Below are 20,219 nucleotides of genomic sequence, written 5' to 3'. Positions count from 1 at the left end.
ATGATAGGTCAATATAATTGGAGACCCTAATGATTACCATGTGGACCTATGCCCCTGTTGTCTACGAACCGTCCGGCAAACCGTTCTGCGTACAGGCGATAAAAGATCTACTAACGGCCCGTTTCCTGTTCGGCGATACACCGACTGCCGCAGGCATATCAGTTGCACCGCAACTCGGCGCCATGATGGCCATTCCTTTGCCAACCTTGCTTGGCGATAGACTGCGCGGTGATCAAGAATTGGTGGACTATGTTGCTCATGTCTACGAGGCTCTGTTATGAGCCCTGACGTGCAAGCCGCGGTTGATGCGGCCTCACCCGAGGCACGGCAAGGCATGCTGAAACTGCGCGAGCTCATCCTGGGCATCGGCAATGACCTGCCTGAAATCGGCACCCTGACCGAAACACTCCGCTGGGGTCAACCCGCCTACATCACATCCAGGCGGGCAGGGGCATCACTGCGCTTGGGTATCCCCAAAACGGGTGGTTTTGCACTCTACACCCACTGCCAAACCTCGCTAATCGCCGATTTTGCAGCAGCTTTCACGAACATGGACACCGTTGAGGGCACCCGTGCAATTCATTTCACCGATGCATCCCAGATCGACCCAATCCGCCACGGGATGCTGATCAAATCAATTCTGACCTACCACCTCTAGCCACGCGAACGTTTCACCTTCTTGGCGATCTTCGCAGACTTCTTTTTACCTGACCCGAACTTGCGACGCGGCGGCTTGCCGCGACCGCTATTTACACCCTTGGGCAAGGTCCGCTGGTCCAAGGTCACGATCTCGGCAATCAAGCCACCCGTCACAGGGGCGGCCTCTAATAACTTGACGACAACCTTCACGCCCAGTCCGATCATGATGCCCGACTTGGACCCCATCAACGTCTGACTGGCCTGATCGTAATCAAAGTACTCGTCGCCAAGCGAACGGATCGGCACCAGCGCATCTGCACCCGTTTCATCCAGCTTCACAAACACACCAAACTTGGCAATGCCGCTAATGCGACCGGGCATTTCCGCCCCTAGCCGCTCCGACAAAAACGCCGCCAAATAGCGATCCGTGGTATCGCGCTCTGCTGTCATCGACCGACGCTCGGTATCCGAAATCTTTTGGCCGGTCTCACCCATCATTTCAACATCAAACGGCGTCAATCCGTCGTCACCCCAGCCATGCGCAGTGATCAGCGCCCGATGCACAATCAAATCGGCATAGCGACGAATAGGCGACGTGAAATGCGCATAGGCCTTCAATGCCAATCCAAAATGCCCAAAGTTTTCAGCGTTATAATAGGCCTGCGTCATGGACCGCAGCGTCGACATATTCACAACCTCCGCATGATCCGTGCCACGCGCCTGCTCTAACAACCGGTTCAAATGCGCGGTCTGCAAAACCTGCCCCTTGACTAATTGCAAACCCGACGCATTGGCAACCTCACGCAAGGCCTCCAGCTTCTCGGGGCTCGGCTCTTCATGCACACGCAACAAATGCGGCGTCTTTTTCGCCAACAACGTTTCGGCCGCGGACACATTCGCCAACACCATGAACTCTTCAATCAAGCGGTGCGCGTCCAAACGCTCTTTGTAATTGACCGAACTCACCTTACCCATATCGTCCAGAACGATCTGTCGCTCGGGCAAGTCCAACTCCAACGGCTGACGCACAGCCCGCGCAATTTTCAATGCCGCATAGGCCGCATATAGCGGGCGAATAATCTCGCTGACCAGCGGGGCAACCTTTTCGTTTGGCGCCCCATCCATCGCCTCTTGCACCTCTTCATAGTTCAACGAAGCTTGCGATTTCATCAACGCACGATGAAACTCATGCGACAGCTTGTTCCCTTCGGCATCAATCCGCATCGCAACAGCTAAACAGGCGCGCTCAACACCCTCGTGCAAAGAACACAAATCACCCGACAAAACATCAGGCAACATCGGCACAACACGGTCAGGGAAATACGTCGAATTGCCGCGATTACGCGCTTCGCGATCAAGCGCAGACCCGCCCGTCACATAATGCGCCACATCCGCAATCGCGACCCAAATTGTCATCTCGCCGTTATCATGCGTCTCGACATAGCAGGCATCATCGTGGTCACGCGCATCCCAAGGATCAATCGTGACCAACGGCATATCCCGCAAATCCAGACGCTTACCCAACTTGGTCGGCAATGCCGCATCGGCCTCTGCCACAACCTCGTCAGGGAAATGATCGGGAATCCCATGCTGGTGAATAGCAATCAGCGACACCGCACGCGGCTCGTTCGGATTGCCCAATCGCGCCACAATACGCGCATTCGGTAACCCCATGCGCCCCTTGGGTCCCGCCTGTTCCGCCTCAACCAATTCGCCGTCTTTGGCGCCACCCGTGGCACCTTCGGCAACCGCCCATTCCTTGTCGTTACCCTTATCAATCGGCAACACGCGACCACCCTGCGACCCCACACGAAACACACCCAAAATGCGCAATGGATTAGTGCCAATACGGCGGATCATACGGGCGGTGTGGCTGAAATCTTCTGTCGGATCGACCGTCAGGCGCGCCAGAATCCGATCACCCTTCCCAAGTGCCGGATCACCATCGCGCGCCAGCATCATGATCACAGGCTCGGCACCTTTGCCGCCCCATTCCAGCGGCCTCGCAAACAAATCACCCTCCGCGTCAGGACCAGTAATCTCCAGCACCGACACAGGCGGCAATACCTCGGCGTCACGGTAACTGGATTTGCGTTTGGTCAGCTTACCGTCATCCTCCAACTCGCGCAGCACGCGCTTAAGATCAATGCGCTGCGCGCCCTTGATGCCAAACGCCTTTGCGATGTCACGCTTGGCGGCTTTTGAGGGATGATCGGAAACCCATGACAGGATCTCGGCTTTGGAAGGTATCTGTTTCATACGCCCCACCTACCATGCAGGCGGGGGCGCGTCATCGCAATTCTACGCGAAGTAATCGCTCAAAATGCGCCCATAGATCGATTTCAACTGACCGATCTGCGCGACAAGAACCCGTTCATCGACCTGATGCATGGTTTTACCCACCAAACCAAACTCGACCACAGGACAATGGTTCTTCACAAACCGCGCATCCGACGTGCCTCCAGAGGTCGATAACTCTGGCTTGCGCCCGGTTTCCGCCTCAACGGCCTTCGCTATCAAATCCGACAAATCCCCAGGAGGCGTGATGAAACTCTCACCCGAAATCTTGATCTTCACCGCAATGTCCAGATCAAATTGCGCCGCAACCTTCTCCGCTTCGGTCTCTAACCACTCCGAAATCGACGCACCAGAATGTTGATCGTTAAACCGAATATTCACCGCCGCCGTCATTTGCGCAGGGATCACGTTGGTCGCAGGATTGCCCGTATCAATCGTAACCACCGCCAGCGACGAGGGATCAAAGTGCGCAGTGCCCTGATCCAATTCATGTGATGCCAGACGATCCAACAACCGCGTGCCCGCATGCAACGGGTTCTTTGCGCGGTGCGGATAGGCCGAATGGCCTTGCACACCCGTCACGGTAATCCATGCCGTCAACGACCCACGACGCCCAATCTTCATTGCCTCGCCCATTTCGTTCGGACAGGTCGGCTCTCCCACCAAACACACCGACATCGCTTCGCCATTGGCATCCATCCAATCGAGCAACGCCACGGTGCCATCCTCGGCCACATCTTCCTCGTCACCGGTAATCGCCAGAACCACGGCACCATCAGGCGGCGTATTGCTCACAAAATCAATCGCTGCGGCGGTAAAGGCCGCAACGCCAGATTTCATATCCGTCGCCCCGCGGCCATACAAATATCCGTCCTTAATCTCGGCCCCAAACGGCGGCATCGTCCACGCGGCCTCGTCGCCCAGTGGCACAACATCGGTATGACCGTTGAACCCGAATGTGCGATTGGCGCCCTGACGTCCCCAGCGGGCATATAAGTTACAAATGCCACCCCGATCCACACGGGTGCAGTCAAACCCCGCCTCCGTCAAAATTTCCTCCAACAGCACCAACGCACCACCCTCAATCGGCGTAACAGAAGGGCAGCGCACAAGCGCAGCCGTCAAAGCAACAGGATCGGTATTCACAGGCATTTAAATCTCCAAATATTTAGGCGTCGTCATCATCGCCAAAGAATGGCGTCATCTGGGCAACAATCACGCTATTCTCATCTAGCGCGCGCTGCATCAGTTGGCGTTCCTCATCGGGTATCTCGTGACCCTCGGCAAGCCGCTCTTCCAAAGTGCCGTACCCGCTCACATCCAGCGGCGACAGGTCCGCCTGCTTTAAAATCGCAACCGTTTCACGCACCGCTTCAGCCTCATCGATCCCGGACGCATAGCACATCAACGCAGCCCCAGTCGCCGCCTCAGGCAAGCCATCGTCCGCACTGCGACCAACCTCGACAAGCAAGGTAAACACTTTCTGGCGGCTCGGTTTTTTGGTCATTTTAGGCACCTAATATTGCGGCTATGCGCGTCCGGTATTTTGTCATCTCACATGGTTTCGCACATTGTCGCGTACGGGACAAGAATTGGGGCGGATTCAATGCAGCATATTTATCGGGCGCTCGTTACGCCTTGTATAGCCGTTGGGCGGATCTCTTGCGATTGCGCAGGACCGATAATAACCTGCGCAAAGCGGGGACTTACCACGAGCTTGTAATTAAGTCGTTCGGGCCCGTTTGTCTGAGGCGCTAAACATCATCAATCCAACGCGATTTAGCAGCCCACATCGAAGATGTTATCAGCACAATCTGCATGGGAATAAAGTAAATTGCAAAAAGTGCAGCATAGACCCACGCACCTTTGCTTTCAGCCAGCCCGCCGACAATCATCGGGGCGGACAGGCCCGCAATACCAAAAAATAGCACCGCATCCGCGATCACCGGACCCCATGCACCCAACCCGCTAGGGCGAACCCCTGCGGCAACGCGCTTACGGGCAAGGGTCCGGCTGATCAACATCAGTCGCGCAGCAATTCGTTGACGCCCGTCTTGGAGCGCGTCTTGGCGTCCACGCGCTTCACGATCACAGCGCAATACAGGTTAATCCCGTTTTTCGACGGCATTGATCCTGCCACAACCACCGAATAGGGCGGCACTTCACCGTACATTACTTCACCGGTTTCTCGGTCCACAATTTTGGTGGACTGGCCGATAAATACACCCATGCCCAGCACAGACCCTTCACGAATAATACAGCCCTCAACCACTTCCGACCGCGCCCCGATAAAGCAGTTATCCTCAATAATCGTCGGCCCCGCTTGCATCGGCTCAAGCACGCCACCAATGCCAACACCACCAGACAGATGCACGTTTTTACCAATCTGCGCACACGATCCAACAGTGGCCCAACCGTCAACCATCGAGCCTTCATCGACATAGGCACCCAAGTTCACAAAACTTGGCATCAAAATAACGCCTTTCCCGATGAATGCAGAGCGGCGCACAATAGAGCCAGGCACCGCACGGAAACCAGCTTCACGCCACTCCTTATCACCCCAACCTGCAAATTTTGACGGAACCTTATCCCACCAAGACGACCCGCCATTGCTGCCTGAAATCTGTTCCATATCATTCAGACGGAACGACAACAAAACCGCTTTCTTGGCCCACTGGTTCACATGCCAATCACCATTTTCGCGACGTTCGGCGACCCGCAACTTGCCACTATCCAGCGCGTTCATCGTATCGGTGATCGCATCACGCACCTCGCCTTTGGTATCAATGGTAATGGTATCGCGCACATCCCATGCGGCTTCAATTGCGGTCTCGAGGGCAGCATTGGACATATATAAGTCTCCGTCAGGCTATGGATTTGACCGCAGCTATACTGACTTACGGTCAATCTGGCAATGCAGCGGGTTTGCATCCGGTTTCATTTCAGGCAACTGTTAAGGCAACCAAATAAGAGAGTATACTTTATGATCGACGATCACCGCCGCCACCCGTTTCGCGATAGCCATCAAGACCGCAAAGAGGCCAAACAAGTCCCCGACACGCCCCAAACCAGCGCTCCAGAATATCGGTTGGCCTTTGCTGACGATGATTTCCTGTGCCGCGACGAATTGCGTCCCGTACGCCTGCAACTGGAATTGCTGAAACCGCAAATGTTGATGGACGAAGCTGGCATCGAAAGCACCATTGTCATGTTCGGCGGCGCACGCATCCCCGAACCCGCGAAAAAAGACAGCGCTCGGACAAAAACCCTAGCCGACCTGTCAAAATACTACGACGAGGCGCGCAAATTCTCCGAAATCATGACGCGCAAATCCATGGCCAACGGCGGACACGAAAACGTCGTCGTCACTGGCGGCGGCCCGGGCGTGATGGAGGCCGGCAATCGCGGCGCTATGGACGCAGGCGGCAAATCAATCGGGTTGAACATCGTGCTGCCCCACGAGCAAGCGCCGAACGAATACGTCACCCCAGAACTTTGCTTTAACTTCCACTACTTCGCGATCCGCAAAATGCACTTCCTGATGCGCGCCTCGGCGATCTGCGTCTTCCCGGGCGGCTTTGGCACATTGGATGAAACATTCGAGGCGCTCACCCTGATCCAGACCGGCCGCATGGCGCGCGTGCCATTCCTGCTTTTTGGCGAAGACTTCTGGCGCGGCATCATTAACTGGGAAAAGCTCGCTGAAGCAGGCACAATTTCCGATGACGACCTCAGCCTCTTCCGCTTCGTCGAAACCGCAGAAGAAGCCGTATCCGCCTTTGAAAACTGGGAAGGCAAAGGCGAAAAACGGGACGTCATTCCGGGACGTTAAGCGCCGCCGGTCTCTGCTGCAATCTGGGCGCGGGATTTACGCTCGCGCTCGGTTGCGGACTTCAACTGACCGCAAGCAGCCATAATATCTTCGCCACGCGGTTTGCGAATGGGCGATGCATACCCCGCGTTATGAATGATCTCGGCAAAGGCCCGAATGCGGTTGTTGCTAGAGCGCGTATAAGGCGCACCGGGCCATTCGTTAAACGGGATCAGGTTGATCTTGGCCGGAATACCCTCGATCAATTTCACCAAACGGTGCGCATCCGCGTCGCTATCATTCACGCCATGCAACATCACATATTCAAACGTAATTCGCTCTGAATTAGACACATTCGGGTAGTCGCGCAGCGCTTGCAATAGCACTTCTAATGGCCATTTCTTATTGATCGGCACCAGCTTGTCGCGCACCTCATCGGTCGTCGCATGGAACGAAATTGCCAACATACAGCCAATCTCTTCAGCCGTGCGGGCAATCTCTGGCACCACACCAGAGGTCGACAGCGTAATGCGACGGCGCGATAGCTGGATCCCCTCGGGGTCCATCGCAATCTTCATCGCGTCACGCACGTTCTCGAAGTTATAAAGCGGCTCGCCCATGCCCATCAGCACGACGTTAGACAACAAACGACCTTCATTCACCGGCGCACCGGGCACAGGCCATTCGCCCAAATCGTCACGCGCGATCATGATCTGGCCAACAATCTCGGCGCTCGTCAGGTTGCGCACCAGTTTCTGCGTGCCAGTGTGACAGAACGGGCACGTCAGCGTGCAGCCCACTTGACTCGAAATACACAGCGTGCCCCGATCTTTCTCGGGAATATAAACTATCTCGACTTCATGACCGCCCGCAATCCGCACAAGATACTTGCGCGTGCCATCGTCAGACACCTGACGGGTCACAACCTCTGGCATCGCGATCACAAAATTTTCTTCCAGCATGGCGCGGTAATCTTTGGACAGATTGGTCATCTCGCCAAAATCGCGGACGCCCCAATGATACAGCCACGCCCAGACTTGGCTCATCCGCATTTTAATCTGTTTTTCAGGCGTGCCAGCAGCAATCAACGCCTCGCGTAATTTATCGCGAGACATCCCGATCAGGTTTGGCAAGCCAACTTCCGCCTTGCGGGGAATGGTCATCACATCTTGGGTGATCGGGGATGTCGCGTCCATTGTGGCCTACCTTAATTGAGGATCAAACACATCATATAGGCAAAAGAGGCGGCTCCCGCAAGAAACCGCCTCCATTCTTATAAAACTGTGTCGAATGCGCCTACTGGCAGCGGCTTGCAGCCTCGTCAACAGCAGCCGTAAAGCCCAATAAACTAAATTTGTCCGCCGTCTGCGTGCCACGACCCGAACGTGCGGTCAGCGTGGTCTCGGACCCGCGCTTCATCGCTGCCACGATCTTGGCGTCATCTTCGGGTGTTGCAGGCCACGCCCACTCGCCCTCGGTAAACAACTGGAATGTCGTGCCGCCAATATCCATGGCTGCGGTCGATCCGCTTGCAAACGGATAACCGCCTGTGAACGCGACCTGACCCTGCACCGCCGCACCGGGGCGGTAGAAAACAAACAGTAAAACCTCGCCGCGCTGCACCGATACGGATTGCCCGTCTTTGGTGTTCAGGGTCTCTTTTGGTGCGGATACGCCCCAGCATTCCTTGGGGCTATCTTCGACAAAGACGCTCCAGTCCGTGTTGGACGCGACCTGATTGCTGCTGGTCTGCGCCACGCTAGTGCTTGCCAACGCGCAAAGTGCTAACGCGCCCAAAACGCCCGAAATCTTAAAAATCATACTTACAGCCTCCAAGCCGTGCTTGCCTCTGGATACCCCGATGTGCCTTGGTGAATCTTATGACACCATTTATGCGAACGGGATTTGTTTCAACTCGATTGCTGTTATGGTAGCAAAAAATCGCTTGGTTGGGAAAGCCCTGATTTCGGACATCCGCAGGACCCCGCCACAATATAGGAATTGACGCATGAACACCCCTGTAAATCTTGTCGAAATCTGGCGCAACGACCTGTTGGAATCCGTGCATCAAGGACATGCGGTGGTCTGCGACGAGGCGGGCGAAATCATCCACGCTTGGGGCGACCCTACGGCGGTGATCTTTCCTCGCTCGTCGTGCAAAATGATCCAAGCTCTTCCCTTGCTCGAATCCGGTGCAGGCGCACACCTTACGACGGAACAACTGGCTCTGTCCTGCGCATCACACCAAGGGGCGGCGATCCATACCGACCGCGTAAGCGCTTGGCTCTCTGATCTGGGCTACACCGACGACGACTTCCGCTGCGGCCCTCAAGCCCCGGGCGACAAAGAGGCTCGCGAAAAACTGATCCGCGCAGGCGAACAACCCTGCCAAATGCACAACAACTGCTCTGGCAAACACACGGGCTTCCTGACGCTGAACAAACACATCAAAGGGCACGCCGACTACGAATTACTCGACCATCCCGTGCAAATGATGGGCAAAGCGGCATTCGAGGAAACTACAGGCGAGACCAGCCCGCACTACGGCATCGACGGCTGCTCCGCACCAAACCACGCCTGCACCGTTCACGGCCTTGCCCGCGCCATGTCATTTTTCGCAGCCGCCAAAGAATCAGGCGACCTGCGCCAACAGGCCGCCGTCAAACTGCGAAACGCTATGATGACCTACCCCGAACTTGTCGCGGGCGAGACCCGCGCGTGCACCGATCTGATGCGCGCAATGGATCACAAAGTGGCGATCAAAACAGGGGCCGAAGGTGTGTTCGTCGCCATCATCCCCGCCCTGAAGATGGGCGTTGCCCTCAAAATCACCGACGGGGCCACCCGCGCATCCGAGGCCGCCATCGCTGCGATCCTCGTCAAACTCGGCGTGCTCGACATCAACCACCCTGCTACCGTCCAACGCATGTCGCTCGATATGAAAAACTGGCGCGGCACCCACGTCGGCTACACCCGCCCCTCCGCTGCACTTCTTTAAGGAAACCAAATGTCTTTTACCCTCGCCACTTGGAACATCAACTCGGTTCGCCTGCGCGAAGATATCGTCGCACAGCTGATGCGCGATGAAATGCCGGATGTTCTCTGCCTGCAAGAATGCAAAAGCCCCGTCGACCTGATCCCGCTCGAAAAGTTCCAAGCCCTCGGCTACCACCACATGATCGCACGCGGACAAAAAGGCTATAACGGCGTCGCAATCCTGTCTAAAATGCCGATTGAGGAAACAAGCGCCGCAGACTACGCAGCCCTCGGCCACGCCCGTCACATCGCTGGTCGCTTGGCCAACGGTGTCACGATCCACAACTTCTATGTGCCCGCAGGCGGCGACAAGCCCGACCGCACTATCAATGAAAAGTTCGGTCAAAAACTCGACTACCTCTCCGAAATGCGCGATGCCTTCCACGCTGACAAACCACAAAAATCCATCCTCGTCGGCGACCTGAACATTGCACCACGCGAAGACGACGTTTGGGACCACAAAAAACTGCTGAAAATCGTCAGCCACACCCCCATCGAAGTCGAAGCCCTCGCTGAAGTCCAAGCCGCAGGCGACTTTATCGACGTCACCCGCGCAAATATCCCCGACGGCAAACTCTATAGCTGGTGGTCCTACCGCGCCGCCGACTGGGACACCGCCGACAAAGGACGCCGCCTCGATCACGTCTGGGCAACCAGCGACATCGCAGCATCAGGCCACTCTTCTCGCATCGTGCGTCACACCCGCGGTTGGGAAAAACCCTCCGACCACGCACCGGTTTTTGCAACCTTCGATCTGTAACATACTCTTGCCCAAAGGCGGCATCATCCACATATAGACGATAACATGACATTCAGGAGACGCGATAAATGCTCGGACTAGGCGAAACCAAACCCGCACCAACAGACGCAAACATCATCGACGGGACTGATGCATCCTTCGTGCAAGACGTGATCGAAGCCTCGCAAGACATCCCCGTTATCGTCGATTTCTGGGCACCGTGGTGCGGCCCGTGCAAAACCCTCGGCCCCGCAATCGAAGCGGCCGTGACCAAAGCCGAAGGTCGCGTCAAACTGGTGAAAATAGACGTCGACGCCAATCCGGGCTACGCAGGTCAACTGCAAGTGCAGTCGATCCCGACGGTCTACGCCTTTTACCAAGGTAAACCCGTTGACGCCTTCCAAGGCGCACTCCCCCCCTCGGAAATCAACGCATTTGTCGATAAAATCGTCGCCATGGGGCCAGAACCTGACAACGGTCTCGAGGACGCAGTCGCAGCAGCCGAAGAAATGCTGACCGAAGGGGCCGCCGCCGACGCCGCCGAAACCTTTGCCGCCATCCTGACGGAAGATGAAAACCACATTGGCGCCTACGCTGGGCTCGTGCGATCCCACCTCGCGCTTGGCGACATTGACCAAGCCGAAGCGATCCTCAACGGGGCACCAGCCGAAATCTCAACCGCCCCCGCACTAGAGGCAGCGCACGCACAAATCACCCTCGCTCGCAAAGCCGCCGGCGCCGGACCTGTCGACGAACTCACAGCCAAGGTTGACGCCAACCCCGATGACCATCAGGCGCGCATTGATCTCGCAAATGCCCTGATGGCCAACGAAGATACACAAGGCGCTATCGACCACCTTCTCGAACTGTTCCGCCGAGACCGCGAATGGAACGATGGGGCAGCACGCACCGAACTTTTCACCATTTTCGATGCCTTGCCCGCCAAAGATCCGCTGGTTCTGAACGGTCGGCGAAAACTTTCTTCAATGATATTTGTCTGACGGAAGAAACGGCCTAGGTTAGGGATATGACAAAACGCGCACCCCTCCCCGAGACGATCCCTGTGTTCCCGCTTCCGGGCGCGCTCTTGTTGCCGCGCTCACGGCTACCGCTGCATCTGTTTGAACCACGCTACCTGCAAATGCTGGATGACATTCTGAAAACCGACCACCGGCTGGTCGGCATGATCCAGCCCTACGGCCCGGCTGGCCAGTTGCATAAAATCGGCTGCGCCGGGCGGGTCACATCCTTCTCTGAAACCGAAGACGGGCGCTATATGATCACCATGTCAGGTGCCTCGCGGTTCCGGATTGTGGAAGAGATCAAAGCAGACACGCCCTACCGCCAATGTCGGGTGTCATGGGACGGGTTCTCGCGCGATCTCGCCGGTGCAGAAACCGACCCAAAATTTGACCGGTCCACATTCATGCACACACTTAACCGCTATTTCGAGGACGAGAACCTTTCGACCGATTGGGACAGCTTGCAAGATACCGGCGACGAGCTTTTGATCAACTCGCTCTCAATGCTGTGCCCGTTCGATCCCGAAGACAAACAGGCGCTCCTCGAAGCTCCGTGCTTGACGACGCGCCGGGAAACGCTCACGACCTTGATCGAGTTTTCCCTACGCGGCGGTAATGCCGAGGAGTTTATACAATGAGCGACAATAGCTTTGATCCGAAAATGCTAGAAGCACTGATCTGCCCGCAAACCCGCGGCCGGCTCGACTATGACGCGAAAGCCCAAGAGCTGATCTCGAAGGGCGCAAACCTCGCCTTCCCGATCCGCAACGGTATTCCCGTCATGCTCTTGGACGAAGCACGCAGCCTCGAATAATCCTGCGTCTATTATCAATAGTATAATCTGCCCCGTTTATCTGGGCGGATTAACCTGATCAGGCATATATGATCATAAAAAACTCGCCCCGCTGACAACCACGCGAAGCGTTCTCGCTGTGCGGATTTCTTGGCGACACCTTGCCGTGTAACGGCGACACTGCAATTGTCGAAGTGCCCATATTGCTCCAGCAAGCGATTTCTACCCGACAAACTGCCGACCACGATTTTGAAAAACGCGGCGTATTGCGGCGTCAACTACGTCGAACATATAGGGATGCGAAACCGCCGCTAACCGCGCATCAATTTTGGCAGATCTCCGGTCAACCCTGCGGCCTCGCGGATGAACTTGCGGCGCAAGGATGGCGCACCATTTACCAACCCCATGCCCAAATCACGCGCTGCACGTAAGATAGGGTTATCGTTAGAAAACACTTTGTTAAACGCGTCAGTCGCCAAGGCTAGCGTCGCGGTGTCAAATCTGCGCCACTGCTGGTAACTGGCCAGTGTTTGCGATCCACCCACGTCTTCACCCCGCGCACGGGCTTCCGAAATCACATCCATCAATGCTGCCACATCACGCAGTCCGGCGTTCAACCCTTGCCCCGCAATCGGATGCATCCCGTGGGCCGCGTCACCAATCAATGCTGTGCGCTCGGCAATGAAACTATTCGCCAGCGTCAAACCGAGCGGATAGGTAAACCGCGCACCCGTTAATCCGATCTCGCCCAAAAAACTACCGAACGCAGGCCGCAAAGCATCTAAAAACCCTGAATCATCCAGTGCCATAACCTCGGCAGCACGCGCCGTTGTCTCAGCCCAAACAATCGACGACCGGTTTCCCGTCAGCGGCAAAATCGCCAATGGCCCATGTGGCATGAAAAACTGATGCGCAATACCGCCATGACTACGCTCATGTTCCACAGCACAAACAATCGCGGTCTGGTCGTAACCCCAACCTGTGCGCTTAATTCCCGCCCGGACAGCCGTGCCACTTTTGCGGCCATCCGAGCCAATCAACAACGCTCCCGAAACCGTCCCGCCACTGGCCAGCGTCACCGTGACGCCCGCGTCGTTCACATGCTGGGCAACGACAGTTTCCCCATCAATCTGCGTAATATTGCGATGCCGATCCATTGCGGTCAAAAATGCACCGCGCAAATGGCGATCCTCAACCATAAACCCCATCGGGCCTTCTTCAATCTCGGAGTGGTCAAAATGCAACATCCAGGGTGCCGCACCTTCACCCGCGCGCCCGTCAGTCACCTTAATCTCCAGCATCGGCTGGGCATGCTCCGCAACATCCGCCCACACACCAATACCCTGCAACAACCGCTTGGACGCCAAGGCCAGCGCATAAGACCGCCCGTCAAAATCACGCGTTTCGCGCACCGCTTTTGGCAGGCTATCAATGATACTGACGGTAAACCCCGCATCAGCGGCGGCAATGGCAAGGGCAGGGCCGTTCAGCCCACCTCCCACAATGATAAAATCAGTTTTCATGCAGCTAATTATGGTCTTTCACACGGGATTGTCCATGCGCTGCTTGGTCGCTAGGTTGTGATAAATCAAAACAGGAGCGGCGCGATGCAAGACTGGCTATGGATGACTGCAGGCGACCTTGGGCGCGGCATTGGCGCGGGTGAAATCGATCCTATTGCGCTGACGGAAACCTATCTTGGCGCCATTGACGCACACCCCATGTCGTCTCGCATCTACGCCCGCGTGACCCATGAACGCGCCCGCTCAGAAGCCGCCGCCGCCAGCGCGCGCGCCAAATCAGGCAACCGCTTCGGCCCGCTCGATGGCGTCCCGATTTCTTGGAAAGACCTGTTCGATACCGCAGGCATAGGGACCGAAGCAGGCACAAAACTGCTCGAAGGCCGCATCCCCTCCGAAGACGCCGAAGTCGTCAAAACGGCCACCGCCGCAGGCCTCGTCTGCCTTGGTAAAACCCACATGTCCGAAATCGCCTTCAGCGGCTTGGGTCTGAACCCGATGACAGCCACGCCGCCCTGCATCAACGATGAAAATGCCGTACCGGGGGGCTCTAGCTCCGGTGCCGCAGCCTCCGTGGCTTTCGGTTTAGCTGCCGCGGGTATCGGTAGCGACACGGGCGGCTCCGTGCGTATTCCTGCCGCATGGAACGATCTGGTCGGCCTGAAAACCACCCACGGGCGGCTCTCGCTACAAGGCGCCGTGCCGCTCTGCCTTACCTTTGATACTGTCGGCCCACTGTGCCGCTCCGTCGAAGACGCCGCACTTTTACTGTCCGCACTGGAAGGCAGCAAACCAATCGACCTGCAAAATGCCGACCTCAAGGGCATGCATTTCGCCATCCTCGACACAATCGTCATGGATGACATCCGCGACGCCCCAAACGCGGCATTCCTTAGCGCAGTCACCAAACTCAAGGCGGCAGGCGCGGAAATTACACATATCGACATCCCCGAACTCAACGATGCATGTGATAACGCCTTCACCCTTTATGCCGCAGATTCATACGGTTATTGGAAAGATAAAGTCGAAGCCGCCCCTGAAAAAATGTTCCCACAAATCTTGGAACGGGTACGCGGTGGAAAAAATATCTTGGCTGCCGATTACGTCGCGGCATGGATCCGCACCCATGAAATCCGCAAAATATACGCCGCAGCTACGGCTCGCTATGACGCAGTCCTGATGCCAACCGCGCCGACCTTGCCGCCTTGCGCGGAAAAGCTCCTCACAGACGACACTTATTACAAATCCGAGAACCTGCTGGCCCTGCGCAACACGCGGGTCGGAAACCTGATGGGGCTGACCTGTTTGACCCTGCCCGCGGGCACGCCATCGTGCGGGATTTCGTTTAACGCGAGGCACAACAGCGAGGCACAACTGCTACGGATCGGGGCGGCTGCCGCCAAGGCTTTGTCCTAAAAGACACAATTCGGTCACCCAAGGGCAAAAATTGTCCCGCTTATTGTGGACAGACGACCGCTTCGCGGGCTAGTTTACATAAAAGTTGGACGACAATGATCCGGCAGTTGAGGCAGTTATGGTATTCTCCGAGCGGTTTTCGAACCTTCCGGTTGCAACTTGGCCACGTTTGCGCGCCCTTTTGGATGTGCCGACACAGGCCGACGAGGTGATCAATATGACGATTGGCGAGCCACGCCATGCGTTCCCCCCATTCGTGGGCGACGTTTTGGCGGCCAACCTCGCGTCATTCGGCAAATATCCCAGCAACGACGGCACGCCAGATCTGTTATCCGCAATCGCGGGCTTTGTGCAGCGACGCTACGATGTGACGCTGTCCAACGATCAGATCCTCACGCTGAACGGCACACGCGAAGGGCTTTATAACGCCGCAATGGCGCTTTGCCCTGAAACGAAAAACGGCCAAAAACCCGTTATTCTCATACCAAATCCGTTCTATCCGGTCTACGCCGTGGCCGCACTTTCGGTTAACGCAGAGCCGGTCTTCGTGCCTGCAACCGCCGAGACAGGCAACCTGCCAGACTTTACCAACCTGTCTGACGACGTGCTGAACCGCACCGCAATCGCCTACATCTGCTCGCCCGCAAACCCGCAGGGCGCAATGGCCGATGCGGCCTATTGGCAGACCCTGATCGCATTGGCCGAAAAACACGACTTCATCATTTTCGCCGACGAATGCTACTCGGAAATCTACCGCGAAACGCCGCCCGTCGGTGCATTGCAAGCGGCCAAAGACATGGGCGCCGACCCCGAACGTGTGGTGGTTTTCCACTCGCTTTCCAAACGCTCCAACTTGCCGGGCTTGCGCTCGGGTTTCTGCGCCGGCGGCATTGAAAGCATCAAACGCATCCGCGCACTGCGCGCCTACGCGGGCGCACCATTGCCCGAACCGCTGCAAGCCGTGGCAACCGCCGCGTGGAACGACGAAGAACACGTTGTCGAAAACCGCGCACTCTACGCCGCCAAATTCAAAATCGCCGACACTATCTTTGCAGGCGTGCAAAATTACGACAGCCCTAAAGGCGGCTTCTTTCTCTGGCTACCCGTCGACAATGGCGAAGCCGCAGCCGTCAAGCTCTGGACACAAACCGGCGTGCGCGTCTTGCCGGGCTCGTACCTAAGCCGCGACGTAAACGGATCCAATCCGGGCGCTAAATTTATTCGGGTGGCACTCGTCGCCCCGACACAAGAAATGCAACGCGGACTGACGTTAATCCGCGATTGTTTATACGACTGAGGGAATTAATCATGGCTTCTTACCAATCACGCGGACGCGACCCCTTGCTAGATAGCACAACTCAGGCAGCGATTGAAAAACGCGGCAAGGAACTGCTTGGCATCGGGTTGGTAATCTGCGGCGTCTTACTGGCGATGATGGTAGGTAGCTACACAGCGGCGGACCCATCATGGATGTCAGCCACCGACGCACCAGTTCAGAACTGGCTGGGACGGTTCGGCGCATCAACTGCGGCGCCATTGATGATGGTCGTAGGCATCGGCATCTACGCATTACCCGCCATCCTGATGACGTGGGGCGTGCGCTTCACCGGACACAGGGGCGAAGAACGGGCCGCTAGCCGCTTGATCTTTGCACCAATTGCAATCGCGATGGCCTCAATCTACGCAGTCACACTGTCGCCGGGCCCAACGTGGCCTACAAACTTCGGCCTGGGCGGTATGTTCGGCGATACAGTTCTGGCGCTGGTCCTAACAATCCTGCCATTCGGCACCGGGTTCGCGGTCAAACTGTTCTCGCTCCTGTCTGGCCTCGTCTTTCTGGCAGTTTTTGCCTTTGTGCTGGGCTGCACCAAGCCCGAAATCAAATGGTTCTTGCGCTTTCTCTTTATCGGCGTGATCGTCACCTACGCAAAGCTCCTGAGCCTGCTTGGCAAAACCGCTGAAGTCTCCGCAAAAGCAGCGCAAGGCGGCATGGCAACCCTGCAAGCCAAGCGCGAGCTTTCCCGACAGCACCGCGAAAATCTGGCGGTCTACGCCGAGCAGGAAGCCGCAGCACAACAGTTTTACCCCGATCCCGAACGCAAGGCACGCGCCGCCGCAGTTGTGCGGGCAAACCCTGCAATGCCCACACGCGCTGCCGCCCCGCTGCCGCCATCTGACGGGCGCAAAATGCCGCCAATGACAGGGCAAGCCGCTGCCCCTGTCGCAGCTCCCCAAATGACCGCCGCTCCGATGGTCGCCCCGCAACGCGCAAACCCAGCACCGCAAACGGGCGGTTTTCTGTCGGGCCTGCTCAAACGCAACGAACCAATGCCGGAACCTGAACTGGTCGTATCTGCAACCGTGGACCATGACGCGCCCGCGCTGGACGGAGAGCGCGTCAAAGCCCGCATTTCAGACGCAATCCGCGCCCGCAAAGACGCCGTTGTCACGCCACCTTCCGTGTCGCGCATCGAGCCTACGCTGACTGCCGGACGCGGCCCGCGCCCGCTGATCTTGAACCTGCAAAACGACGATCAGGACATCGCTGAACTGATCGAAATCGAGGACGAAATCGAGGAACCGGTCGCAGTAGCCCCGCGCTCTTTCGCACCTGTGCCGGTTTTGCGTGCCAGCACACCACCACCACCGCCCACCCCAGCCGCGCGGATCGTGATCCCGACACCAGAGCCGAAAAAGGTCGTGCAGCACTCGCTGAAACGCGCCGTGATCCCTTCCAAACAGGCCCAAGCCGAAGCACAGCCGAACCTGAAGTTTGACGATAAATACGCCGACTACGAACACCCGCCACTCAGCCTGCTGGCCAGCCCCTCCGCGATCGAGCGCCACCACCTGCCAGACGAAGCACTGGAAGAAAACGCGCGCATGTTGGAAAGCGTGCTCGACGATTATGGCGTGAAAGGCGAAATCGTCTCGGTGCGCCCTGGCCCCGTCGTCACGATGTATGAACTCGAACCCGCGCCCGGATTGAAAGCGTCCCGCGTGATTGGCCTCGCTGACGACATCGCCCGCTCGATGTCGGCCCTCTCCGCACGCGTCTCCACCGTGCCGGGTCGCTCGGTCATCGGCATCGAATTGCCAAACGAGAAACGCGAAATGGTCGTGCTGCGCGAAATGCTCGCCGCGCGTGACTTTGGCGATAGCAACATGAAATTGCCGCTCGCTCTGGGCAAGGACATCGGCGGCGAACCCATTATCGCCAACCTTGCAAAAATGCCTCACCTTTTGATCGCAGGGACTACTGGTTCGGGTAAATCCGTCGCAATCAACACGATGATTCTGAGCTTGCTTTACAAGCTGACGCCAGAAGAATGCCGGATGATCATGATTGATCCGAAAATGCTGGAACTGTCAGTCTACGACGGCATCCCGCATTTGCTCTCGCCGGTCGTAACAGACCCTAAAAAGGCCGTTGTGGCCCTGAAATGGGTCGTCGGCGAGATGGAAGAGCGCTACCGTAAAATGTCCAAAATGGGCGTCCGCAACATCGACGGTTACAATGGCCGCGTGAAAGAAGCGCTCGCAAAAGACGAAATGTTCAGCCGCACCGTGCAAACAGGGTTCGACGACGAAACCGGCGAGCCGATCTTCGAGACAGATGAATTCACACCAGAAGTGCTGCCTTATATCGTCGTGATCGTGGACGAGATGGCCGACCTGATGATGGTCGCAGGCAAAGAAATCGAAGCCTGCATTCAGCGCCTCGCACAGATGGCGCGGGCATCTGGCATCCACCTGATTATGGCAACGCAGCGCCCGTCGGTCGACGTCATCACTGGCACAATCAAAGCAAACTTCCCGACCCGCATTTCCTTCCAAGTGACGTCCAAAATCGACAGCCGCACGATCCTCGGCGAAATGGGCGCAGAGCAACTCTTGGGCATGGGCGACATGCTTTACATGGCAGGCGGCGGTAAAATCAGCCGTATCCACGGCCCGTTCTGTAGTGATGAAGAGGTCGAAGAAATCGTCAACTTCCTCAAAGGCTTCGGCCCACCCGAATACATGTCAGGCGTAGTCGAAGGGCCATCCGACGAAGCAAGCTCGAGCATCGATCAGGTGCTTGGCCTAGGCGACGGCAACGAAACCGAAAACGCACTCTACGACACCGCCGTGGCCATCGTCATCAAAGACCGCAAATGCTCCACCTCCTACATCCAACGCAAACTTGCGATTGGGTATAACAAGGCGGCACGCTTGGTCGAACAGATGGAAGACGAAGGCGTCGTGTCCTCGGCAAACCACGTCGGAAAACGCGAAATTCTGGTTCCAGAACAGCACCAACAATACTAACCATAGTGGCGCCTACTGGCACATCATGTAACCACCACCAGATTGTCTCGGCGAACGGGGCCTTGGCCGAAGCCCTCTATTTTGGGTCGCAATGCGCGAGCCTGATGCCCGCCGAGACGATCTAGGAAATCTCGCTTTTGTTCGCGCAGCTGGCAAATACCGCATATTTCGGCGCGCGCCCGTTCATCGAAGGTAAACAATATAAGCAATTTTCTGCACGCCATGCGAAAACAGACCACGCACTACTCGAAGCGACAACAACAACCGCAAACATCTAACTCCTCCTAAAATTTCGTCTCATGCGTGACCGATCTTTCAAACGCGGGGTAAAGACACAAAATGCACCGCCCAAACAAAAACCCCGCCTGATCACTCAGACGGGGGCTTTGCAGTTTTCAAAACGAGGATCGGGCTGCTTTACAGCATACCTTCACGCTGGAGCTTCTTCCGAGCCAGCTTACGCTGACGGCGGATCGCTTCTGCTTTCTCGCGTGCTTTACGCACGGACGGTTTCTCGAAATGCTGCTTAAGCTTCATCTCACGAAAAACGCCTTCACGCTGAAGTTTCTTTTTCAGAGCACGCAACGCCTGATCGACGTTGTTATCACGAACACTAACCTGCATGTGGTTTTCA

Annotated in this window: 20 protein-coding genes; 11 read left to right on the top strand and 9 right to left on the bottom strand. The window is 56.7% G+C overall.

The genetic code is table 11. From position 1 onward, the window contains the following. Positions 1-29 precede the first annotated feature (29 nt). Together ACXLHR_RS13185 and ACXLHR_RS13180 are read left to right on the top strand one after the other, a co-directional pair. Positions 30-281: a glutathione S-transferase family protein gene (locus ACXLHR_RS13185; RefSeq protein ID WP_458791879.1), complete on the top strand. Its 252-nt coding sequence runs from the start codon at positions 30-32 to the stop codon at positions 279-281. Next, a complete protein-coding gene (locus ACXLHR_RS13180) occupies positions 278-658 on the top strand; it encodes a DUF1801 domain-containing protein (RefSeq protein WP_458791878.1) in 381 nt (126 codons plus the stop codon). The genes ACXLHR_RS13185 and ACXLHR_RS13180 overlap by 4 nt, the downstream gene beginning before the upstream one ends. Here ACXLHR_RS13180 and rnr read toward each other — a convergent pair. The 5 genes from rnr to dapD form a co-directional block, all read right to left on the bottom strand. Then, complete coding sequence (gene rnr / locus ACXLHR_RS13175; protein ID WP_458791877.1) at positions 655-2,898, bottom strand: ribonuclease R; 2,244 nt, start codon at positions 2,896-2,898, stop codon at positions 655-657. The two genes, ACXLHR_RS13180 and rnr, sit on opposite strands and share 4 nt — an antisense overlap. 42 nt (positions 2,899-2,940) lie before the next feature. Beyond that, on the bottom strand, positions 2,941-4,089 hold the full coding sequence (gene dapE, locus ACXLHR_RS13170) for a succinyl-diaminopimelate desuccinylase (protein WP_458791876.1): 1,149 nt from the start codon (positions 4,087-4,089) through the stop codon (positions 2,941-2,943). A 16-nt stretch (positions 4,090-4,105) separates the two neighbouring features. Next, on the bottom strand, positions 4,106-4,444 hold the full coding sequence (locus ACXLHR_RS13165; protein ID WP_458791875.1) for a hypothetical protein: 339 nt from the start codon (positions 4,442-4,444) through the stop codon (positions 4,106-4,108). Between the two features lie 247 nt (positions 4,445-4,691). Further along, a complete protein-coding gene (locus tag ACXLHR_RS13160; protein ID WP_458791874.1) occupies positions 4,692-4,961 on the bottom strand; it encodes a hypothetical protein in 270 nt (89 codons plus the stop codon). Further along, positions 4,961-5,788 (bottom strand): 2,3,4,5-tetrahydropyridine-2,6-dicarboxylate N-succinyltransferase, encoded by an 828-nt coding sequence (gene dapD / locus ACXLHR_RS13155; RefSeq protein WP_458791873.1) that lies wholly within the window; start codon positions 5,786-5,788, stop codon positions 4,961-4,963. Before dapD ends, ACXLHR_RS13160 begins: the two co-directional genes overlap by 1 nt. A gap of 132 nt (positions 5,789-5,920) precedes the next feature. Here dapD and ACXLHR_RS13150 point away from each other — a divergent pair, with 132 nt between their 5' ends. Further along, positions 5,921-6,769, top strand: a complete 849-nt coding sequence (locus tag ACXLHR_RS13150; protein ID WP_458791872.1) for an LOG family protein — start codon at positions 5,921-5,923, stop codon at positions 6,767-6,769. Here the strand turns inward: ACXLHR_RS13150 and rlmN are convergent. Both rlmN and ACXLHR_RS13140 read right to left on the bottom strand, forming a co-directional pair. After that, positions 6,766-7,944: a 23S rRNA (adenine(2503)-C(2))-methyltransferase RlmN gene (gene rlmN, locus ACXLHR_RS13145; protein ID WP_458791871.1), complete on the bottom strand. Its 1,179-nt coding sequence runs from the start codon at positions 7,942-7,944 to the stop codon at positions 6,766-6,768. The genes ACXLHR_RS13150 and rlmN overlap by 4 nt on opposite strands. A gap of 100 nt (positions 7,945-8,044) precedes the next feature. Beyond that, positions 8,045-8,569: an invasion associated locus B family protein gene (locus tag ACXLHR_RS13140; RefSeq protein WP_458791870.1), complete on the bottom strand. Its 525-nt coding sequence runs from the start codon at positions 8,567-8,569 to the stop codon at positions 8,045-8,047. 187 nt (positions 8,570-8,756) lie between these two features. On the opposite strand from ACXLHR_RS13140, the gene ACXLHR_RS13135 reads away from it, so the two are divergent. The 5 genes from ACXLHR_RS13135 to ACXLHR_RS13115 all read left to right on the top strand — a co-directional run bounded on the left by ACXLHR_RS13135 (position 8,757) and on the right by ACXLHR_RS13115 (position 12,359). Then, entirely contained in the window at positions 8,757-9,746 is a 990-nt protein-coding gene (locus ACXLHR_RS13135; RefSeq protein ID WP_458791869.1) for an asparaginase, read from the top strand. Between the two features lie 9 nt (positions 9,747-9,755). Next, positions 9,756-10,544: an exodeoxyribonuclease III gene (locus tag ACXLHR_RS13130; protein WP_458791868.1), complete on the top strand. Its 789-nt coding sequence runs from the start codon at positions 9,756-9,758 to the stop codon at positions 10,542-10,544. A gap of 68 nt (positions 10,545-10,612) precedes the next feature. Then, the gene (locus ACXLHR_RS13125) at positions 10,613-11,524 is read left to right on the top strand and encodes a tetratricopeptide repeat protein (protein WP_458791867.1); all 912 of its coding nucleotides are present in this window, start codon (positions 10,613-10,615) and stop codon (positions 11,522-11,524) included. A 26-nt stretch (positions 11,525-11,550) separates the two neighbouring features. Beyond that, positions 11,551-12,183 (top strand): LON peptidase substrate-binding domain-containing protein, encoded by a 633-nt coding sequence (locus ACXLHR_RS13120; RefSeq protein WP_458791866.1) that lies wholly within the window; start codon positions 11,551-11,553, stop codon positions 12,181-12,183. Continuing rightward, the gene (locus tag ACXLHR_RS13115) at positions 12,180-12,359 is read left to right on the top strand and encodes a Trm112 family protein (protein ID WP_458791865.1); all 180 of its coding nucleotides are present in this window, start codon (positions 12,180-12,182) and stop codon (positions 12,357-12,359) included. Before ACXLHR_RS13120 ends, ACXLHR_RS13115 begins: the two co-directional genes overlap by 4 nt. 290 nt (positions 12,360-12,649) lie before the next feature. Here the strand turns inward: ACXLHR_RS13115 and ACXLHR_RS13110 are convergent, their stop codons facing one another. Next, positions 12,650-13,861, bottom strand: a complete 1,212-nt coding sequence (locus ACXLHR_RS13110) for an FAD-dependent monooxygenase (RefSeq protein ID WP_458791864.1) — start codon at positions 13,859-13,861, stop codon at positions 12,650-12,652. Between the two features lie 84 nt (positions 13,862-13,945). Between ACXLHR_RS13110 and ACXLHR_RS13105 the strand changes: the two genes are divergently transcribed. The 3 genes from ACXLHR_RS13105 to ACXLHR_RS13095 all read left to right on the top strand — a co-directional run bounded on the left by ACXLHR_RS13105 (position 13,946) and on the right by ACXLHR_RS13095 (position 19,585). After that, entirely contained in the window at positions 13,946-15,274 is a 1,329-nt protein-coding gene (locus ACXLHR_RS13105; RefSeq protein ID WP_458791863.1) for an amidase, read from the top strand. 118 nt (positions 15,275-15,392) lie between these two features. Next, a complete protein-coding gene (locus ACXLHR_RS13100) occupies positions 15,393-16,571 on the top strand; it encodes an aminotransferase class I/II-fold pyridoxal phosphate-dependent enzyme (protein WP_458792550.1) in 1,179 nt (392 codons plus the stop codon). Between the two features lie 11 nt (positions 16,572-16,582). Then, the gene (locus ACXLHR_RS13095) at positions 16,583-19,585 is read left to right on the top strand and encodes a DNA translocase FtsK (protein WP_458791862.1); all 3,003 of its coding nucleotides are present in this window, start codon (positions 16,583-16,585) and stop codon (positions 19,583-19,585) included. Positions 19,586-20,002: 417 nt separating this feature from the next. On the opposite strand, the gene rpsU is transcribed toward ACXLHR_RS13095, so the two are convergent. After that, the gene (gene rpsU, locus ACXLHR_RS13090; protein WP_100367708.1) at positions 20,003-20,209 is read right to left on the bottom strand and encodes a 30S ribosomal protein S21; all 207 of its coding nucleotides are present in this window, start codon (positions 20,207-20,209) and stop codon (positions 20,003-20,005) included. Between the last annotated feature and the right edge of the window lie 10 nt (positions 20,210-20,219).

This window comes from Yoonia sp. MH D7, from assembly GCF_054439475.1.
Note: the sequence above shows the minus strand (reverse complement) of the source record. Positions and strands in the feature narration are given on the sequence as shown.